Source organism: Nostoc sp. DedQUE09 (assembly GCF_034530915.1).
Classification (GTDB): domain Bacteria; phylum Cyanobacteriota; class Cyanobacteriia; order Cyanobacteriales; family Nostocaceae; genus Nostoc.
The window spans coordinates 1-18,467 of the sequence record NZ_JAVRCE010000061.1 but is presented as its reverse complement, the minus strand read 5'-3'; the positions used below and the strand labels follow the sequence as shown (position 1 = coordinate 18,467).

Annotated in this window: 15 protein-coding genes; 6 read left to right on the top strand and 9 right to left on the bottom strand. The window is 42.7% G+C overall.

Features of this window, described 5'->3' with window-relative positions; all coding sequences use genetic code 11:
- Nucleotides 1-334: 334 nt before the first annotated feature.
- From tal to opcA, 3 genes are all read left to right on the top strand, one after another.
- Entirely contained in the window at nt 335-1,480 is a 1,146-nt protein-coding gene (gene tal, locus RMY27_RS27990) for a transaldolase (RefSeq protein ID WP_322668120.1), read from the top strand.
- Nucleotides 1,481-1,605: 125 nt separating this feature from the next.
- Nucleotides 1,606-3,135 carry a glucose-6-phosphate dehydrogenase gene (gene zwf / locus RMY27_RS27985; RefSeq protein WP_322668119.1) on the top strand — a complete coding sequence of 510 codons (1,530 nt, stop codon included), beginning with the start codon at nt 1,606-1,608 and terminating at the stop codon, nt 3,133-3,135.
- Nucleotides 3,136-3,304: 169 nt separating this feature from the next.
- A complete protein-coding gene (gene opcA / locus RMY27_RS27980) occupies nt 3,305-4,681 on the top strand; it encodes a glucose-6-phosphate dehydrogenase assembly protein OpcA (protein ID WP_322668118.1) in 1,377 nt (458 codons plus the stop codon).
- Nucleotides 4,682-5,236: 555 nt separating this feature from the next.
- On the opposite strand, the gene RMY27_RS27975 is transcribed toward opcA, so the two are convergent.
- Complete coding sequence (locus tag RMY27_RS27975; protein ID WP_322668117.1) at nt 5,237-5,872, bottom strand: glutathione S-transferase; 636 nt, start codon at nt 5,870-5,872, stop codon at nt 5,237-5,239.
- A 235-nt stretch (nt 5,873-6,107) separates the two neighbouring features.
- Between RMY27_RS27975 and RMY27_RS27970 the strand changes: the two genes are divergently transcribed.
- The gene (locus RMY27_RS27970; RefSeq protein WP_322668116.1) at nt 6,108-7,571 is read left to right on the top strand and encodes a cobyrinate a,c-diamide synthase; all 1,464 of its coding nucleotides are present in this window, start codon (nt 6,108-6,110) and stop codon (nt 7,569-7,571) included.
- Nucleotides 7,572-7,895: 324 nt separating this feature from the next.
- On the opposite strand, the gene RMY27_RS27965 is transcribed toward RMY27_RS27970, so the two are convergent.
- The 8 genes from RMY27_RS27965 to RMY27_RS27930 all read right to left on the bottom strand — a co-directional run bounded on the left by RMY27_RS27965 (nt 7,896) and on the right by RMY27_RS27930 (nt 16,035).
- Complete coding sequence (locus RMY27_RS27965) at nt 7,896-8,318, bottom strand: TerB family tellurite resistance protein (RefSeq protein WP_322668115.1); 423 nt, start codon at nt 8,316-8,318, stop codon at nt 7,896-7,898.
- Nucleotides 8,319-8,375: 57 nt separating this feature from the next.
- A complete protein-coding gene (locus RMY27_RS27960) occupies nt 8,376-9,788 on the bottom strand; it encodes a 16S rRNA (cytosine(967)-C(5))-methyltransferase (RefSeq protein ID WP_322668114.1) in 1,413 nt (470 codons plus the stop codon).
- Nucleotides 9,789-9,882: 94 nt separating this feature from the next.
- On the bottom strand, nt 9,883-11,334 hold the full coding sequence (locus RMY27_RS27955; protein ID WP_322668138.1) for a glycoside hydrolase 100 family protein: 1,452 nt from the start codon (nt 11,332-11,334) through the stop codon (nt 9,883-9,885).
- Between the two features lie 663 nt (nt 11,335-11,997).
- Nucleotides 11,998-12,615 carry a Uma2 family endonuclease gene (locus RMY27_RS27950; protein WP_322668113.1) on the bottom strand — a complete coding sequence of 206 codons (618 nt, stop codon included), beginning with the start codon at nt 12,613-12,615 and terminating at the stop codon, nt 11,998-12,000.
- A gap of 57 nt (nt 12,616-12,672) precedes the next feature.
- A complete protein-coding gene (locus tag RMY27_RS27945; RefSeq protein WP_322668112.1) occupies nt 12,673-14,409 on the bottom strand; it encodes a DnaJ domain-containing protein in 1,737 nt (578 codons plus the stop codon).
- On the bottom strand, nt 14,393-15,247 hold the full coding sequence (locus RMY27_RS27940) for a hypothetical protein (protein WP_322668111.1): 855 nt from the start codon (nt 15,245-15,247) through the stop codon (nt 14,393-14,395). Before RMY27_RS27940 ends, RMY27_RS27945 begins: the two co-directional genes overlap by 17 nt.
- Before the next feature lie 215 nt (nt 15,248-15,462).
- The gene (locus RMY27_RS27935) at nt 15,463-15,606 is read right to left on the bottom strand and encodes a hypothetical protein (RefSeq protein ID WP_322668110.1); all 144 of its coding nucleotides are present in this window, start codon (nt 15,604-15,606) and stop codon (nt 15,463-15,465) included.
- 261 nt (nt 15,607-15,867) lie between these two features.
- Nucleotides 15,868-16,035, bottom strand: coding sequence for a hypothetical protein (locus RMY27_RS27930; RefSeq protein WP_322668109.1), 168 nt, complete (start codon nt 16,033-16,035; stop codon nt 15,868-15,870).
- A gap of 157 nt (nt 16,036-16,192) precedes the next feature.
- Here RMY27_RS27930 and RMY27_RS27925 point away from each other — a divergent pair, with 157 nt between their 5' ends.
- Nucleotides 16,193-16,366, top strand: coding sequence for a hypothetical protein (locus RMY27_RS27925; protein ID WP_322668108.1), 174 nt, complete (start codon nt 16,193-16,195; stop codon nt 16,364-16,366).
- Between the two features lie 122 nt (nt 16,367-16,488).
- Complete coding sequence (locus tag RMY27_RS27920; protein ID WP_322668107.1) at nt 16,489-18,174, top strand: SulP family inorganic anion transporter; 1,686 nt, start codon at nt 16,489-16,491, stop codon at nt 18,172-18,174.
- Nucleotides 18,175-18,467: the final 293 nt, after the last annotated feature.

Here is an 18,467-nt window from a genome sequence, read left to right as displayed (position 1 = left end):
TAAAAAGGCACAATTGAGAAGAAAATAAAGCTTGTAAATAAAGCTTTTTAAACTTTTTCAACTGGATAGTTATTTTTGACATACTGCACTTGAAGACGGTAATAAAAGGATCAAGGATGCGTCTAACATCTGGCATTAATTAAAAGTTAATCATGGTGATTTAGGATTGGGAATGCAGAATCGCACTTCTTGAAGATGTATTAAAGATTATCTCAGCTGGCCGATGCAATAAGTGATTGGCAACGCCACAATTCAAAAGTAAGCATCAAATTTTGATGGGTTTTGCCAACTTACTTAGAATCATCACTATACAGGAGTGAAACAAATTAGAGCTATGTCTACCAATCATCTACTAGAAATTAACCAATACGGTCAAAGTATCTGGATGGATAATTTGACCCGTGACATTATTCAATCAGGTGAACTCAAAGACATGGTTGAAAATCAAGGAATCTCTGGGATTACTTCTAACCCAGCGATCTTTGAAAAAGCGATCGCTGGTAACGTTATTTATGATGCCGATATCGAAGCCGGAGTTCGGGCTAACTTACCCATAGACAAAATTTACGAATCCCTAGTTTTTGCAGATATCCGTAATGCCTGTGATATTTTACGCCCTGTTTATGAAGCCTCGAATGGACTAGATGGTTATGTGAGTATTGAAGTACCGCCAACCATTGCCCATGATACTGAAGCAACCATAACCGAAGCCCGCCGCTATTTCCAAGAAATTGGTCGGGAAAATCTGATGATTAAAATTCCCGGTACAGAACCTGGTTTGCCAGCAGTAGAACAGGTAATAGCCGAAGGGATGAATGTTAATATTACGCTGCTGTTTTCTGTAGAAAGCTATGTAAACACGGCAATGGCTTATATTCGGGGCTTAGAAAAACGGGTGGCTGAAGGTAAGGACATCAGTAAAATTGCTTCAGTCGCTAGCTTCTTCCTCAGCCGGATCGATAGCAACATTGACGGCAAGATTGATGCTAAGTTGAAAAAAGGCGTTGATGATATTTCCGTGGAAGCAAAGCTAAGAGCTGTTAAAGGAAAAGTAGCGATCGCTAACGCTAAGATTGCGTATCAAGAATACAAGAAAATCATTAGAAGCGAGCGTTGGCAAGAATTGGCAGCAAAAGGAGCTACACAACAACGGCTACTTTGGGCTAGCACCAGCACCAAAGACCCCAACTACAGAGACGTGATGTATATCGAAGAGTTGATCGGCCATGATACCGTCAACACCGTACCACCAGCGACCATTAAAGCTTGTGCCGATCATTGTAACGTAGGCGATCGCTTAGAAACAGATTTAGATAATGCTTACACGCTGATCGAAAACCTCAAAGATCCCGACATCAACATCGATCTCGATAACGTCATGGATGAACTGTTAGTCGATGGTATTGACAAGTTTATCCAGCCCTTCCAGTCCTTGATGAACTCTTTAGAAGACAAGATCAAGGTATTGTCACCAGTGTAGGGAACAGAAGAGGGAAAAAGGTTAAAGGGTAAAGGGTAAAGGTATAGTTCTTCCCCTTTCCCCCTTCCCCTTTCCCCCTTTCCCTTTCCCCAATCCTAGTACCAAATCTAAAATCCAAAATTCCTATGGTTAGTCTGCTAGAAAATCCCTTACGCGTTGGTCTGCAACAACAAGGGATGCCCGAACCCCAGATTATAGTCATTTTTGGCGCTTCTGGCGATCTCACTTGGCGCAAACTAGTGCCAGCACTTTACAAATTGCGGCGAGAACGGCGTATTCCCCCAGAAACGACCATTGTCGGTGTGGCACGGCGAGAATGGAGCCATGAGTACTTCCGCGAACAAATGCAAAAGGGCATGGAAGAGGCACATGCCGATGTCGATTTAGGGGAACTCTGGCAAGATTTCTCTCAAGGTTTGTTCTATAGCCCTGGGGATATAGACAACCCCGAAGGCTACCAAAAACTGAAAAACTTATTGAGTGAATTAGACGAAAAACGGGGCACGCGAGGTAATCGCATGTTCTACCTCTCGGTTGCCCCCTCATTCTTCCCTGAAGCGATTAAGCAGCTAGGAACCGCCGGGATGCTAGAAGATCCCTACAAACATCGTCTAGTAATTGAAAAACCCTTTGGTCGAGACTTGGCTTCTGCCCAGAGTCTTAACCAAGTGGTACAGAAATTTTGTAAAGAAAACCAAGTATACCGCATTGACCACTACTTGGGTAAAGAAACAGTCCAGAATTTGCTGGTGTTTCGCTTTGCCAATGCGATTTTTGAGCCGTTGTGGAATCGTCAATTTGTTGACCACGTGCAAATTACCGTAGCAGAAACCGTGGGAGTGGAAGACCGGGCTGGTTACTATGAAAGCGCCGGTGCCCTACGCGATATGTTGCAAAACCACTTAATGCAACTTTACTGTCTAACGGCAATGGAAGCACCCAACGCAATGGATGCCGACAGCATCCGCACAGAAAAAGTGAAGGTACTCCAAGCTACTCGTTTAGCTGATGTTCACAATCTGTCGCGGTCAGCAGTACGCGGTCAGTATAGTGCTGGCTGGATGAAGGGCCAAGAAGTGCCAGGGTATCGGACAGAACCAGGCGTTGCTCCCAACTCCACTACACCAACCTACGTCGCCATGAAGTTTTTGGTAGATAACTGGCGCTGGAAAGGTGTTCCTTTCTACTTGCGTACCGGGAAGCGGATGCCGAAAAAAGTCAGTGAGATTGCCATTCACTTCCGTGAAGTTCCATCTCGGATGTTCCAATCTGCCGCCCAACAGACAAACGCCAATATTTTGACGATGCGGATTCAGCCAAATGAAGGTATTTCCCTGCGTTTTGATGTGAAAATGCCGGGGGCAGAATTCCGTACTCGTTCCGTTGACATGGACTTTAGTTATGGTTCCTTTGGCATCCAAGCCACATCTGATGCCTACGATCGCTTATTCCTTGATTGTATGATGGGCGATCAAACATTATTCACCCGCGCGGACGAAGTAGAAGCCGCTTGGCAGGTAGTAACGCCAGCCCTTTCCGTTTGGGATGCACCCGCCGACGCCAATACCATTCCCCAATATGAAGCTGGAACCTGGGAACCAACAGAAGCAGAATTCTTAATTAACCAGGATGGCCGTCGCTGGCGCAGACTTTAGAAAGTTAGGAGTTAAGAGTTAGGAGTGATGAGTTATAAATTATGAGTTTTTGAGTTAAGAATTTCAGTTATTCTAACTCCAAACTCCAAACTCTAAACTCCAAACTCCAAACTCCTAACTCCTAACTCCTAACTTATTCAACAAACAAAGCTGACAACTCAAAACTACTATGGCTCCCCAAGCTTCTACAATTTATTCACTTCAGGCGCCAAAAGATATTTCGCTTAACGAAATAGAAGCGGAACTTAATCAAATTTGGCAAAGTTACGGCATTACTGGCGAGGACGGTGGGCTTCCTGCTGCCACTCGCGCCACGACATTTACCTTAGTGGTTTACGAACCCGAAGAAACCCAATATCTTTTGGCTACTTTAGGATTTTACAACGGCCCGCTTGATGGGATTTTAGGCCCTCAGATGGTAGCTGCCTTGCGGCAAGTGCAGAGAAAATATGCACTGCCAGATACTGGAACAGCAACACCTGAAACTCTGGCTATCTTGAGAGAAGAATTCATCAAACGTCAAGGAAACGGCGCTGCGGGAGACAATGGTTCTATTGAACTTCCCAGCTTAAATGCCCCAAGCCCCAGAATTGCTGATGAAATCGCCCTCCGCAATCCCTGCCGGATCATTGCGCTATTTCCCATTACTGGCGAAGATGAAGGGGTGAAAGCTCAAGTTTCTGCCTATTGCCCGATTCAAAAGCAATCATCAAGTACGCTAATTTGCTGCGAATACATCACTCTCAGTGGAACTGCTGCTGCCTTAGAACGCATCGGTGGTATGATTCCAGCATTGTTGATTGGTGGCTTACCAAAGTTTCTCTGGTGGAAAGCAACGCCAGACCCCAATAACAGTCTATTCAAGCGGTTGGCAGCTGTCTGCAATAATGTGATTGTTGATTCTTGCCGCTTTAACGAGCCAGAAAGTGACTTACTCCGTCTCCAAGAATTGGTGGAAAGTGGTGTTCCCCTGGCTGACCTCAACTGGCGTCGCCTCTCAGCATGGCAAGAATTGACAGCTGAAGCTTACGACTCACCTCATCGTCGGGCTGCCCTTCGGGAAGTTGACCGAGTAACTATTGATTACGAAAAAGGCAACCCCGCGCAAGCATTGCTGTTTTTGAGTTGGTTGGCAAGTCGTTTAGGATGGCAGCCAGTTTCCTATCAAAAGGAAACCGGAGATTATGACATCACTCGCATTAACTTTATTGCTCAAGACCAACGGCAAGTAGAAACCGAATTAGCGGGTGTTCCCCTTGCTGATGTGGGTGAGATTGCTGGCGACTTGATTGCTTTGCGCCTCAGTTCAACCAATCCGAAGGCAGACTGTGGTACAGTAATTTGCTCGGAAACTGGTGGTTGTATGCGGATGGAAACCCATGGCGGCGCTCAATCTGCTGGTCTATTTCAACAGGTGACTTCACTTTCGGAACAAAAGGCGGAAGCATTGCTGAGTCAGCAGGTACAACGCTGGGGTCGTGAGTCACTTTTTGAAGAAAGTCTGGGAGTGACAGCAAATATTTTCAAATTGGAAACAAATAGTTAGTTTTGCCTGGAAACAATAAAAGTTACCAAAATTGCGAAAATCAAACACAAACTCTTCAGATTTTTGGATATTTCAATAATCTGGAGGGTTTTTCTATTTTACTTGGTGTTAAATCAACGTGAGTTCGACAAGTCTTATTTGACCTCTCCCCCAACCCCTCTCCGACACGGAGAGGGGAGCAAAAAGCTGAATTTTTCGTTCCTCCTCCCTTTCCGTTTCCTAGAGGGAGGCTGGGAGGGAGAGGTTCATCGAACTCACGTTAACATAGCAGGTCGATGTATTAACATAGCGGGTCGATGCATTAACATAGCAGGTCGATGTATTAACATAACGAGTCGATGTATTAACATAACGAGTCGATGTATTAACATAACAGGTCGATGTATTAACATAACGAGTCGATGTATTAACATAACGAGTCGATGTATTAACATAACAGGTCGATGCATTGGCATTACAGGTCAAGACGTGGGACAGCTTTAGAAGATTTTTGTGTACACCGTAGCCTTGCTTAAGAGAGGGATTTAGGGTGAGGTTTCGATTTATGCAAAAAGTCTATTGAAAGGATACCTCGTATTTACCTCCACGCTCCAGGGCGCGTTTGTAAGCAGGTCGTCCATGAATGCGCTCGACAAATTCTTTGAGCTTTGGTCGGTTGTTGACCTCTTCGGGGAGCGCAGCGACTATTTCTAGGGGAAAGCTCATTTGGATATCGGCGGCGGTAAATTCATTGCCTACAAACCACGTATTTTTACGGAGTTCGTCTTCTATATAGTCAAAGTGAAGTTTAATCTGGGGCGCGACAAATCCGCTAACTACGCTGCTGTCCCCTGCCCCAAAATTGTTTAATATCACCTGCATTACCAGTGGTAGCATTGCCGAGCCTTCGGCGTAATGCAGCCAATACTTGTAGCGCAGATGCTCTGGCGTACCGGATGCTGGGACTAGCTGACCATTACCGTAGCGATCGATTAGGTATTCAATAATTGCACCCGACTCAGCGATCGCCAAGTCTGCATCTGTAATTACTGGTGACTTGCCGAGGGGATGAACTTGGCGTAGCGACTCCGGTGCCATCATCGTCTTGGCATCGCGTTCATAGAATTTGATCTCGTATTCGATACCTAATTCTTCAAGCAGCCACAGCACCCGCTGCGATCGCGAGTTGTTAAGATGATGCACAACTATCATAAAACTTTCCTTTTTTGGTAGCTTATTGCTATCTGACTCTCGGCTAATTTCCAACTATACTATTAGACTTTTTCAGCCCAACTCCCCTAATTGGCTGGTTTTCTTGTTTCTAATTGGTATAAGTTTGAGTTAGTCGGTTGGAGAAACTGGTGCATCTGCTTTTGCAAAAAGTAACGATAGACACACAGCCAAGAATCGAAATAGTTGCTGCATAAAAACCTAATTTGTTTCATTTATGGCTTTAGTCATTGCCGGGGAACGTAGTGGGGTGGGTAAGACAACAGTCACACTCACCCTATTAGCATCTTTACGCCGTCGCGATCGCTTGGTGCAATCTTTTAAGGTAGGCCCCGACTACATTGATCCGATGTTTCATCAACACGTAACTGGTCGTGCTTGTCGCAATTTAGACCCCGTATTGACTTCCGAAGCCTACGTTCAGCAATGTTTTGCCCATCATAGCCAATTGAGTGAATATGCCCTAGTAGAAGGGGTGATGGGGTTGTTTGATGGAGTGAAGGGGAGTAGGAAGAGCAGGGGAGCAGAGGGGCATACTTCGACTACGCTCAGTAACCGGGGGAGCAGGGGAGCAGAGGAGAAGAATAATATCCAATGTCCAACTGATTTTGCGAGTACAGCACACATCGCACGGCTTTTAGATTTACCTGTGGTGTTGGTGATTGATTGCAGTCGTTTATCTGGTTCTGTAGCTGCGATCGCTCACGGCTATCGATCTTTTGATCCCCGAATTAAAATAGCTGGGGTAGTATTAAATCGCGTCGGGAGCGATCGCCATCTCTCTCTGCTCAAAGATTCCCTAGAACCTTTACAGTTACCCATTCTCGGCGTAATGCGCCGTCAAGATAATATTACAATTCCCGATCGCCATTTGGGTTTAGTACCCACAGCCGAACTTCCCGAACTCAATGCTTTAATCGCTCGTCTCGCCGATTTAGGAGATACTTGTTTCGACTGGCAACACTTATTACCTTTGTTAAAATCAGAACCCCTTTCTTTTTCTGCTTCATCCTCTTTATTTCCCTCATTCCCAGTTAGGATTGCAGTAGCCCGCGATCGCGCTTTTAATTTTTATTACCAAGACAATCTCGATTTGCTGCAACAACTTGGTGCAGAATTGGTTTTCTGGAGTCCCTTGGAAGATGCTGGTATACCAAAAGATATCCAGGGAATGTATTTTGGCGGTGGTTTCCCGGAAGTTTTTGCCCAGCAACTCGCAGAAAATTCTAGCGTTCGTGATGCAGTAAAAACGGCAATACTTCAAGGAATGCCTACAGTTGCCGAATGCGGAGGATTGATGTATTTGTGCGAGCAAATTATCGATTTTGAGGGTAAATCTTGGTTGATGGCGGGAGTTATACCAACATCTGCTGTCATGGGTGGACGTTTAACTTTGGGCTATCGTCGTGCTGTAGCTTTGCAAGATAATTTGTTAGTTAAGGCAAATACAACTGTTTACGGACATGAGTTTCATCGTTCCCATTTAACCTTAACTCCCACTCAGCCCCTATTTGAAACTTCTCGCTACGATTGTGAAGAAAATATGGGATGCGAAGGATGGGGTTTACCTGCAAATGTTCATGCTTCTTATGTTCATCTGCATTGGGGAGAAAGTAGAGAAATTCCCCAGCAGTTTCTTAAAGAATGTCTAAAACTAGCATCTTCAAAAACGTGTATTTAAGCCAATACAGTTCAGATAACCCCAAAACCCTCATGTAGAGACGCGATTTATCGCGTCTTGATTTATCGTGGATTATGGGGACAAAGAAACACAAAAAGGCAGTGATATCATGTCCGTATAATTAGTTATGATTTCCACAGTCATTGCACCCCACCCCCAGCCCCTACCGAAGAGCGGGGAACTCGGGGCCCCCTCTGGGGATTAGGGGCAGGGAGACAAAGCATAGCTTTGGCGGGGTGGGATTCTTGAGGTTTAATAAATAATTTAACGGACATGATATGAGATAATTCACCGCCTTCTCTTGGAGAAACTTATAATTCCATGTTAGTTTTGGACTTCAACCCAACGGCGGTAAAGCTTTTGAATTTGTTTGAGAAGCGCAGTAGGAGCTGGTTGAGTTGACTCATTCGGCTTCGCTATATCCTGTAATTGGGTCAGGAGTCTGGCTTCTTCGACGGCAACTTCACCATCGCTATAAATTAAGCCACTGATGGCTTCAATCAGATTTTCGCAATCTTCAAGACTGGGGCGATCGCCTAGATACTCCCGCACCCAGTCGTAGCATTCTTTTGGCTGCACAGGAACTAATTCGTACAGCCAAGGCTTAATTTCTGGGTCGTTAGCTAAACCTTTAGCTTGAGCTATTTCGCGGAGATATTGCCGTTCTTCTGGCTGGATTCTGCCATCGATCCAGGCTGCTCCAATCAGGATTTTAACTAAGTTTTTTACATTGGAAGGGGAAACCATTGCTGCCTCCTCTGGTAGATTCAGGCCTCCACCAAATCGTACAATCCCAAACAGTATTCACTCGGAATTATTGGTTTTTCTTAAGCGCACCATAAAAAAACCATCCATGTCCTGTCGATGGGGCCAAAGTTTAAACCAACCTTGAGGTGTACTATCGGTAGAATCAGGTAACTCAACGCCAATAGGAGACTCAATTTGCCACTGAGGTGAATCAGCTAAAAACGCCGAAATTACTTCTTCATTTTCTGCCGGATGCAATGTACAGGTGGCATAAACTAGTACACCACCAGGTTTGACAAAAGTTGAGGTATGTGTCAACAATTCTCGTTGCAACACCGAAAGTTCTTGGACAGATTCTGGTGTCTGTCGCCAACGCGCATCAGCATGACGGTGCATAGTTCCCAAACCAGAACATGGAGCATCAAGTAATACACGGTCTGCGGTGTTTTGAAATTGGGCAAAGTGGCGACTGTCGCCAGTATAAATTTGAATAGATTGTAAATTTAGCCGTTGAGAATTTTCTTGAAGTTTGCGAAGACGAGAAGCAGTGCGATCGCAAGCCCAAATTTTCCCTTTATCTGCCATTAATTCAGCGATGTGGGTTGTTTTCCCCCCTGGTGCAGCACAGGCATCAATAACTACCTCACCTGGTTGGGGGTCGAGCAAATGACCTACCAATTGAGCGCTAGCATCTTGTACAGTCCACCAACCTTCTTTGAAACCCGGTAGTTTTTGAATTGAGCCAGTATTACTAATAAATCGTAAAGCTTGGGGTAAATGAGGAATCCGTCTCACCAAAACACCAGCAGATTGCAAAGCCGCCTCAACTTCCTCGATGGAAGTGCGAAGTGGGTTGATGCGTAAATCGATTGTGGGTGATTGGTTCATCCATTCACACAGTTGTTCTGTGTCGTTCAAACCCAATTGTTCCAACCAAACTTGAATAATCCAGTCAGGAAAACTGTGTAAAATGCCCAAGCGTTCCACAGGGTTTTCTGGAAGTTCTAACGCATCAAAATAGGTAACTGGGGACTGGGGAAGTAACAAAGAATCTTTCTCCTCTGCCCCTCTGCCCCCCTGCCCCTCTGCTTGTCTTAAATACTGGCGTAATAGACCGTTAACAAAACCCGTGAGTCCAGCAAAACCGTTTTCTTTAGCGAGTTGGACTGTGGTATTAACAGCAGCCGAGGCGGGAATACGCTCTTGATAACGCAGTTGGTAGAAGCCCAGATGTAAGATAGTGCGGAGGTCTTGTGGTTGTTGATGAGATTTCTTTTTGGCGAATTGATCGATGAGAGTATCGAGGGTGCGCTGCCTTCTGACGCTCCCATAGACCAATTCTGTCACTAAGCGGCGATCGTTATCAGGCAAATTAACTTTTTGCAGTACTCTATCTAGGGCAACATCAGCATAAGCCCCCTTATGAACATCTCGCAGGGCGATAAAAGCTAATTGACGGGGGTTGGTCATGAAAACACGATTCAGGAGTCAGGAGGCTTTTGTATTCTAACTCCCAACTCCTGTACAGACGCGATTAATCGTGTCTCTACTCCTAATTCACCTATCAAGACATATAGGGGTCTACACTGGCAATTTCAAACTCACACGCTCTAGAAACCTGTTCTGCTGGTAATTTTCCAAAGCTGATTAATGGTAAATATGTGTGGTTTGCCATCAGTTCTTTTGCTAATAAGAACCCAGTGATTGTCCAAGTTTGATATTTCCTAGCTTGTTTCCCAATCAATCGCCCTTTTTTCCCATCGTAATACTCTGGCCATTCATCTGTACTGAGGCGTCCTTGGGCAACTTCAATCGCCTTTTGTGCAAGATTTGTTCTATTAGTTTTTACAGCCGCCCCCGCCAACATCCACATTAAAACTGGCCAACTACCAGCATTATGATACGACCAAGGTATATTTTTGGGGTCACATCCGGTTACAATTCTGTATTCTTCATGTTCCAAAGCTGGGAAACAAATTTTCATTGGCATATCTCCCACTAAATCATCCCAGCGTTCTTCAATGAGAGTCATAATCGCTTGTGACTGTTCTTCTGTGGCTAAGTCGGAAATGATTGCCATTAAGTTTCCGAGTGAAAAGAAGCGAGTATCTAGCTGCGATGGGCCAACATTACCTGCTAGATAACCACCTTTTTTTGGTAGCCACTTGTCCAATTCATAATAAGGAACAGAATCTACATATATGTTGAATAGATTAACAGCAGCCTTGCCATATTCTTCACTTTTGAAGCGATAAATTGCATTTAGACGATTAATATCTATCCAATAATGCTGGCGAATATGAGCGCATAAAAGAGGTAAACGGTTATCAATGGCTTCAACAATATCAGAATTACCTTGACAAATTAGCAGTTCACGAGATGCACGTAATGCCGTGTAAAAGAGGACTTGCAATTCTAAAGGATGCCCATAAATGCCCATACGACGGTCAATCATACAAGCGCCATCTGGAACTAATAGCGTTGGGTACATATCAAAACGATTCGCCAAGCAGATTTCCATGATTAACCTGATACCATTTTGGAATTCAGGTTGATAGGCGAGAGAAAAATCTTTTGTGGAGACTACATAAGCGCGCAATAAAATAATCCACCATAAGCAAGAATCTACAGGCGTAACTCTAGCGATCGCATGTTCACCAAAGTCTGCTTCTAAATATTCTTGTCCATTATCTGATACTACTTTAAAGCTAGCTGGTATTAATCCTCGTCCTGGCTTATAGGCATCTAATGCCTTTTCTTTAGGTTGTAACTTTAAGGTTTCTTCTAAGAAATTACGAACAATATCGCTTCTACCTTTGATCAGAAAAATTAGAGCTGAAGAGACAAAATCTCGGATAAAGCACTGATCGTAATTGAGCGCTTCTACAGAAGCATCATAAGCGGCTACTGTCCCAACAGGGCGACCTTGATAATAGAGAATTGATTTTTCTAGCGCTAGCCATGCTTCTTCCACTTCTTTTAAATTCTCAGTAGTTTCCAATTCGTTTAGGTACATTGCCAAAATAACTCCATAAGGATTGTGAATTTGTGGTAGATGTGTCTTCATTTATTACTTTTGCTATTCATCAGCATAACAAAAACGATTCTTTGAATAGCAAAAATAATTTGTCAAAAAAATAATCAACCAACAATAATTTTGCTAACATTTAGGCAAATTTATTGTTAGTTAATTGCTTGTAATCTATTACTATTTTGGTGAATTCTAATTGTTGCTCTCCACCGCAATTAGTAACATGACTCCTAAAAACAGTTACATAAGATATATTTTTAGATTATTTATTGTTCCCTTGTCTGTCCAAAATCTTTGCTTTACCAAACAAAAACATATCTTCAGCGCTGTTTAGGCTTTGTGTGAAGTTCAAACTGGTTGCAGTGTATTTACTTGAGCAGTATTAGTTTTTGACACTAACAAGTCAGGTTATTCCCCTATTATCTAATAATTTATAATGTTTTTTCAGAATATGCAAGATTAATTTTCAAATTTTTTAATATGTCAATACTTCTCAAGGGTTAAATATCTTACTCTGTTGACACATGATACGGGATGTTTATGGAAGCGCGTCAAAAATAATCAAGAGTGCTAAGTCGAAATACCGCCCATAAGTGCAGAGAATATACTCAGTACAGAAGTACTCAGTATTTAGCAAAGCAATGTTCATTACTGTTCTCCCGAAGCAGCCTTAAACACTTGTTCAGCAGTTAGATTTAGCTCTATTAAAGTTGGTGATTGAATTTGCTCATTACCACGAAACTGAGTTACTTGGTACTCGCCTTCCACTAATGTATAAACTGATATTGTCGGTTGCTTGGGATTGCCAATAAACCGTTTTCCACCAAGAGCAGCATAGTCAACAATCCAATATTCTGGAATCCCAATTTCTTCATATTCCGCGAATTTGAGAAAATAATCATCTCGCCAATTTGTACTCACAACTTCTACTACCAATGGAATTGATGCGGCTTGAGTAACTGTTGATGATTTTTTCCAAAGTGGTTCATTAATTAAGTTAGGGATATTCAATACCAGCACATCTGGAATATAACCAGATTTTTTATCAACAGATTTGATTAATGCTTGAGCAGGAATTGAATAAGCTAGATTAAACCTCCGAATCTCAAAATTGAGTTCTCTAATTAGAAATGCTCTGACTAACTCATGTTCCCCTGTCGGCTGCATTTCAACTATTGCTCCTTTATGTAATTCATACCTCCCGTTCTCCGGTTTCCATTCGACAAATTCTTCAAAATTTATCGCTTCTACTAGATGTTGAAACATAACACTATTTCCTCAGATATTATTCATATTTTGACTAGCATCGATAAACTGCTAATCTCATATTACCTGCTGCTGGAATTCTTTATAAGCTCGATTAATTGCTTGCATTGAGGCTTTTGCAATTGTAGAACTATTAACATCAGGATGATACAATCTTGCTAATCGACGGTAGGCAAGTTTAACAACATTGGGGCGATCGCTCTGATTTACGCCCAAGACTTCCCACCATTCCCCCGATAATCCATCGAGAGTAAATTGACTCCAAATCTTGATGCTTCCGCCATTAGCACCACTTACCAGCGTTTTACCATCAGGGCTAAAAGCAACGGGATGACACCCAGAAAGATTTTGTAGTAATTCCCCAGTGTGGAGGTTCCAAAGTTTGATTGTACCGTCTCGGCTGGCACTGGCCAGGGTTTTTCCATCGGGGCTGATGGCAACAGACAAAACCGCCGTTGAGTGTCCAGTCAAAGTGGAAAGTAATTCTCCAGTTTGGAGATTCCACAGTTTAATTGTGGTGTCTGTGCTACCACTAATAAGAGTTTGACTGTTATGACTAATAACAACTGTATTCACAGCACCCAAATGTTTAGTGAGAATATAGCGTTGTTCCCAAGTTTTGACATCCCAAAGCCTAATAGTTTTATCGGCGCTACCACTGGCAAGGATTTTACCATCGGAACTGATGGTGACAGATAAAACTGCGTCTGAGTGTCCATTCAATGTGCGTTTTACTGTTCCCGTGTAGCGTCCCCAAATTCTAATCGTTTTATCAGCGCTACCACTAACAATAATTGCCCCATCAGGACTATATGCTACCGAGTTAACAAAGCCATTATGACTATAGGGAGAATTTAAATAAAAGAATGTCTGGAGAAATTTTTTTGTGTCTATCTGCCAACTGCTGATTTTGCAATCGACACTACCACTTGCAATCTGCTGTCCATCAGGGCTGATAGCAACAGATAAAACTGCTTCTGCTTGTCCAGAGAATGTATAAAGCCATTTTCCGGTTTTCAAGTTCCACAAATTAACTTGTCTGTCATCACTGCCACTGATTAAGGTAGTATCATCAGGACTGATTGCGATCGCATTAACTGCCGCTAAGTGACTCTTGAGTGTGCGTACACATCTCCAAGTTTCAGGTAGCTGGGTTGTCGGAAATATTTTTTCTGGTTCAATATTGGAAGTAGAAGGTTTAGGCATAGCAAATTCTGATTTTTTCTTAAATTCAGCCTTAAGTGCTTGTAACTCATCTTCAACTTCCAAAACAGTAAATTTTTGGTTGAGATCGTCACCAGATAAAAATGCTTCTAATTCCATCACTGCTTCGGAATAGTAGCCCATCTGCAAAACTTTCTCTTCCATCCGCTCAAAAAGCTGTGCTGGAGTTTCGCTAATTCCAGATTCGTCTAACAGTTTGGCAATACCATAGGCGGCGAGTCCGACTACTGCACCAATTCCTGCCATCGGTACTGCACCAATACCAAATGCCAGCCCTACTTTCGGTGCGACTAAACCCATACCACCGACGACGCTATAAACACCAGCACCGCCGACTGCACCAATTCCCATTGTAGCGATCGCAACAGCATCTCCTTGTGCTATGGCTTTAAAAGCGCCATAAGCAGCTGCACCAGCCACAGCGCCAGCAGCCACTACAGGAGTTGTACCAATTCCAACAGCGCCAAATCCGCCTGCTAGTCCCATCCCGCCTACCGTTGCGGAAACACCAGCACCTGCTAGGGTTCCGCCTGCAATGAATGCTGCGCCTGTTTTAGAATTCTGTGTCATTGCCTAATGTTTTCTTGAAATTTTCTAGGGCAATCAGGTTTTTTCCAAGTAGAATTATTGTTGCTTCGTGCTGCTGAAGCTGAGTTTGAAGAGTAAGCACAATTTTACTGTGAACTATTTTACTGAGTATGGCTTCAAGGGCTAGATTATCATCATGATTTTTAAGAGCTATACAAGCTTTATCCTTCCAATATTTAGCTTCTTCTTGAGCTTTTTCATAAATCTCTTGAATGCATTCTTGATTCAAGATAGCACTTTGTATTGCTTCTTTTGTTTCACCAATAGCTTCTAATAAAATTACTTTACTATCTTTTTTATCTATAGCAATATTTTGAGGTTTATGTGGCAGCAACATTTCTTTCTTAAGTCGCTGTAATTCCTCATCAACATCTTCAGAATTCATGAATACGTGTGAAACCTCTTGTGTATAAGGTTCTATCTCTAAAAATTTATTTTTTTTAGGCTCAAAATCGCTAATAGTACCATTTATTTGAGGCTTGCTGCATAATACTTCTTTCTCTGCTTCTGAAACTTTTTTCTCCCAAGATGCCAAACTACTTTGAATTGCATTTACTTGTAGTTGTTGCTCCTCTACCAAGGTTTTTAGCCTACCAGTAATTGCTTGATATCGTTCCTTTTGGAATTTTGCTTGACTAATTAAATCCTGATTACTTCCTCGCGCAGCAAGTTGATATTCTTGTTCCCATTTATCAGCTTCGGCTTGAGCTTTTGCATAGTCTCGTTGAGCAATTTCTTGGGCTACTCTGGAGTGGCTTACTCCTTCGCGTAACTTTCGTAGCGCATCCTGTGATGATTGATTTTGGTCGTACAGTCCCATAAGTTTATCTGAGTAGCCTGATTACCCAGAGAGTATACTAATTAATACTATTGCGTCCTCGTAAAAATTACTTAAGCCTTGACTTTTCCTTTTAATGCTACCTCAGAAAAGTCTCAGTACAATGTTTCATTAATTCGTAGCAAAATAACTTAAGCAAAGCTCTGGGTTAGTCTGCGTCCCTTTGCGTTTAAAAATATAACGATTTTACACACTCATTACCAAATAATCGAAACTAATCCTGATGCAGTTATATTTGAATCACAGGTTAATAGTTGTACTTCATTACCTTTACTTGCTAAAACTAGTGCAGTCGCAGTAATTTGCCTATCGTGCATTTCATTAATAGCAGATAAGCTCATAGTTATTTTAATTACATCTTTGTCAAGTGGATAAATTACCACACGCGGATCGGCTTCAACTACTGAAAGTAAATTCTTAGCAAAAGGAATAGATGTTCTTCCTCTCTCAACAATCCAAACAGCTTCGGCTAATGTTGTAGCTGGTATAACTAACTGGGAATCAGGATTAGAAAAAATAGCATTGGCATTCGCACCTAATCGCGAATTTCCTTCAAGAAATCAGATGAGAGCATGAGTATCAATCACGTACTTCATAATTACCTACGACCAGTCTAAGCCGTCTTCGGTATCTCCATGAAAATCAGTAATTTTAAAATCGTTTTCTGTTGATTGTTTATTCCCAGAAAACATACCAAACCGCATTATCTGCTTTTGGATTGGAGATTTTTCTGATTCTAAAAAAGTTATAATAACACGGCTTTCTGACACATCAGATGGTAATTCTGAAAGTTGTCTATTACCGTTTTTATACACTCATTCAATCGATTGCAACATTAGTATTTACCAAATTTGTACTCATATAAATTATAAAGTTAATACTAAAAATAGGTTTATTTGCTTAAAAACATCAAATTTTTGGACTGCATTGACGCTAGCTGCTGCTGTGCGTTACTTCTCCATGTTCACCAAAACACGCAAAGCTATCAAACCAACCAGCAGTAGTCCTGCTAAGGAACTCTGTAGCGATCGCACACTATATACACACTCTATCGATTATGTCAAGCAAGCCTGCGCTTTTATTAATCAGCAAATAGGCTAACTTGAACCAAAACCCATACGCAATCAGGAAATTATCAACAACCCTGATGAAATCTACTGAAAAGATGGAATAACATTTGTGTGTGCTTCAGCAAATTGTGTATAAGAGTTGAAAATGACGATATGGCAACATCTAATATCCTCAAAGAACCACAGCTTTTGCGGCTGGGTAACTTGTTTGGTGGACTGCGTGGCGATTTGACGGGAGGGCTAACAGCAGCAGTGGTGGCATTGCCTTTAGCTTTAGCCTTTGCAGTGGCCAGTGGTGTAGAACCAAAGGCGGGACTTTACACCGCGATTGTGGCGGGAATTGTCGCGGCAATTTTTGGTGGTTCCTCAGTACAGATTACAGGGCCAACAGGTGCAATGGCTGTGGTTTTGGTGGGAATTGTCGCCAAGTACGGACTTGAGAAAGTTTGGATTGCTGGGGTGATGGCTGGAATTATCCAGATTGCCTTGGGGGTTGCCAAACTTGGACAATTAGTAAAGTTTATTCCCTATCCAGTAACGGCAGGTTTTACTAATGGTATTGCCGTGATTATTTTCTGTGGTCAGTTAAATAATTTCTTTGGTTTAAAATTACCACGTAGCGAACATTTTTTGCCCGGACTTTGGCAAAGTCTAACTCATGTAGAAGCTCTAAATTGGGCAGCAGTTGCCTTAGCTGTTGTGGTGATCGCAACTAATCTTTTATGGCCGAGAATCAATACGACAATACCAGGTTCTTTAGTGGGACTGGTGTTAGCAACTGCGATCGCTTCTGCTTTCCATTTGAATGTACCAACAATTGGCACGATTCCTCAATCTTTACCGATGCCTCAAGGTATTCCGCACTGGAATGATTTTAGCCTGATTCGAGAACTAATTAACCCAGCTTTGGCTTTAGCTGCACTGGGAAGTATTGAATCTTTGTTATCGGCGGTAGTGGCTGATGGCATGACTGTTAGCGAGAAACATAATAGCGATCGCGAATTAATTGGTCAAGGTTTGGCTAATATGATTGTGCCATTTTTTGGTGGTATTCCTGCCACTGGTGCGATCGCTCGGACTGCTGTTAATGTCCGTTCTGGCGGCAAAACCCGACTGTCTGGGGTAATTCACGGCGTTGCTTTAGCCATTATTGTTTTAACTTTAGCACCCCTAGCAGCGCAGATTCCTTTAGCAGCACTTGCTGGGATTCTGATGGTAGTTAGTGTGCGGATGGTTGAGTGGGAAGCCATTGGTTTATTGATGCGTGCTACCTACTCTGACTTTGCGGTGATGATTCTCACTTGGCTAGTGACAATCTTGTTTGACTTAGTTCTCGCTGTCGAAGTGGGATTGATTGCAGCCGGAGCCTTGTTCATCAAACGCATGAGCGAATTGAGCCTAGCTAAAATACCTGAAACCGAAGTATTTCCCCCCGGTACTCCTTTGGAATTAGGTAAGGAAATTGCCGTTTATCGGGTAGATGGCCCCGTATTTTTTGGTGCTGCTGAACGATTTGCTACCTTCCTCCGCGATGAACCGGAAGTGAAATATTTAATTCTCCGGTTGCGGTTTGTGCCAAATATGGACACAACTGGGTTAGTAGCCTTAGAGGATATTTATCACGACTTAGAACGGCACAATTGCCGCTTAATTCTCACAGGTTTACAACCCGAAGTCCAACAACTACTAGAACGTACAGGATTGTTAAAAACAATTGGGTTATCAAATTGTTTTGAAACAACCACAGAGGCGATTTGCTCTATCTCTCCTCAGATTGCATGTTCTCAACCTGTAGCAGCTGATTTGAAAACAAAAGAATTGATGGAATTAATTGACTGATAATACAGCAGAATTCAGGAGTCAGAATTGTCGAATTCAGAACTAATATTATGTCCACTTGATTACTTATTAAACCCGAAGAACCCCACCTCGCCAAAGCTGCGCTTCGTCTCCTCTCCCCTTACCAAGGCTACGGTGTACACACAAGTCTGAAATAGCTGATTAACCAGGGTTTTACCCCACCCTAACCCTCCCCTTGCAAAGGGGAGGGAACTAGATTCCTGTTTCCCCCCTTGGAAAGGGCAGGGCTGTTTCATTCCCCAAAGAGCTTTAAAAATCAAGGGTTATAGCAA

Coding starts and splice junctions, on each gene's coding strand:
- RMY27_RS27920 (WP_322668107.1), top strand. CDS start 16,489: ATGGCAACATCTAATATCCTCAAAGAACCACAGCTTTTGCGGCTGGGT.
- RMY27_RS27940 (WP_322668111.1), bottom strand. CDS start 15,247: ATGGGACTGTACGACCAAAATCAATCATCACAGGATGCGCTACGAAAG.
- RMY27_RS27975 (WP_322668117.1), bottom strand. CDS start 5,872: ATGATAGTTGTGCATCATCTTAACAACTCGCGATCGCAGCGGGTGCTG.
- opcA (WP_322668118.1), top strand. CDS start 3,305: ATGGCTCCCCAAGCTTCTACAATTTATTCACTTCAGGCGCCAAAAGAT.
- zwf (WP_322668119.1), top strand. CDS start 1,606: ATGGTTAGTCTGCTAGAAAATCCCTTACGCGTTGGTCTGCAACAACAA.
- RMY27_RS27950 (WP_322668113.1), bottom strand. CDS start 12,615: ATGTTTCAACATCTAGTAGAAGCGATAAATTTTGAAGAATTTGTCGAA.
- RMY27_RS27935 (WP_322668110.1), bottom strand. CDS start 15,606: ATGAGCTTATCTGCTATTAATGAAATGCACGATAGGCAAATTACTGCG.
- RMY27_RS27945 (WP_322668112.1), bottom strand. CDS start 14,409: ATGACACAGAATTCTAAAACAGGCGCAGCATTCATTGCAGGCGGAACC.
- RMY27_RS27965 (WP_322668115.1), bottom strand. CDS start 8,318: ATGGTTTCCCCTTCCAATGTAAAAAACTTAGTTAAAATCCTGATTGGA.
- tal (WP_322668120.1), top strand. CDS start 335: ATGTCTACCAATCATCTACTAGAAATTAACCAATACGGTCAAAGTATC.
- RMY27_RS27970 (WP_322668116.1), top strand. CDS start 6,108: ATGGCTTTAGTCATTGCCGGGGAACGTAGTGGGGTGGGTAAGACAACA.
- RMY27_RS27955 (WP_322668138.1), bottom strand. CDS start 11,334: ATGTACCTAAACGAATTGGAAACTACTGAGAATTTAAAAGAAGTGGAA.
- RMY27_RS27960 (WP_322668114.1), bottom strand. CDS start 9,788: ATGACCAACCCCCGTCAATTAGCTTTTATCGCCCTGCGAGATGTTCAT.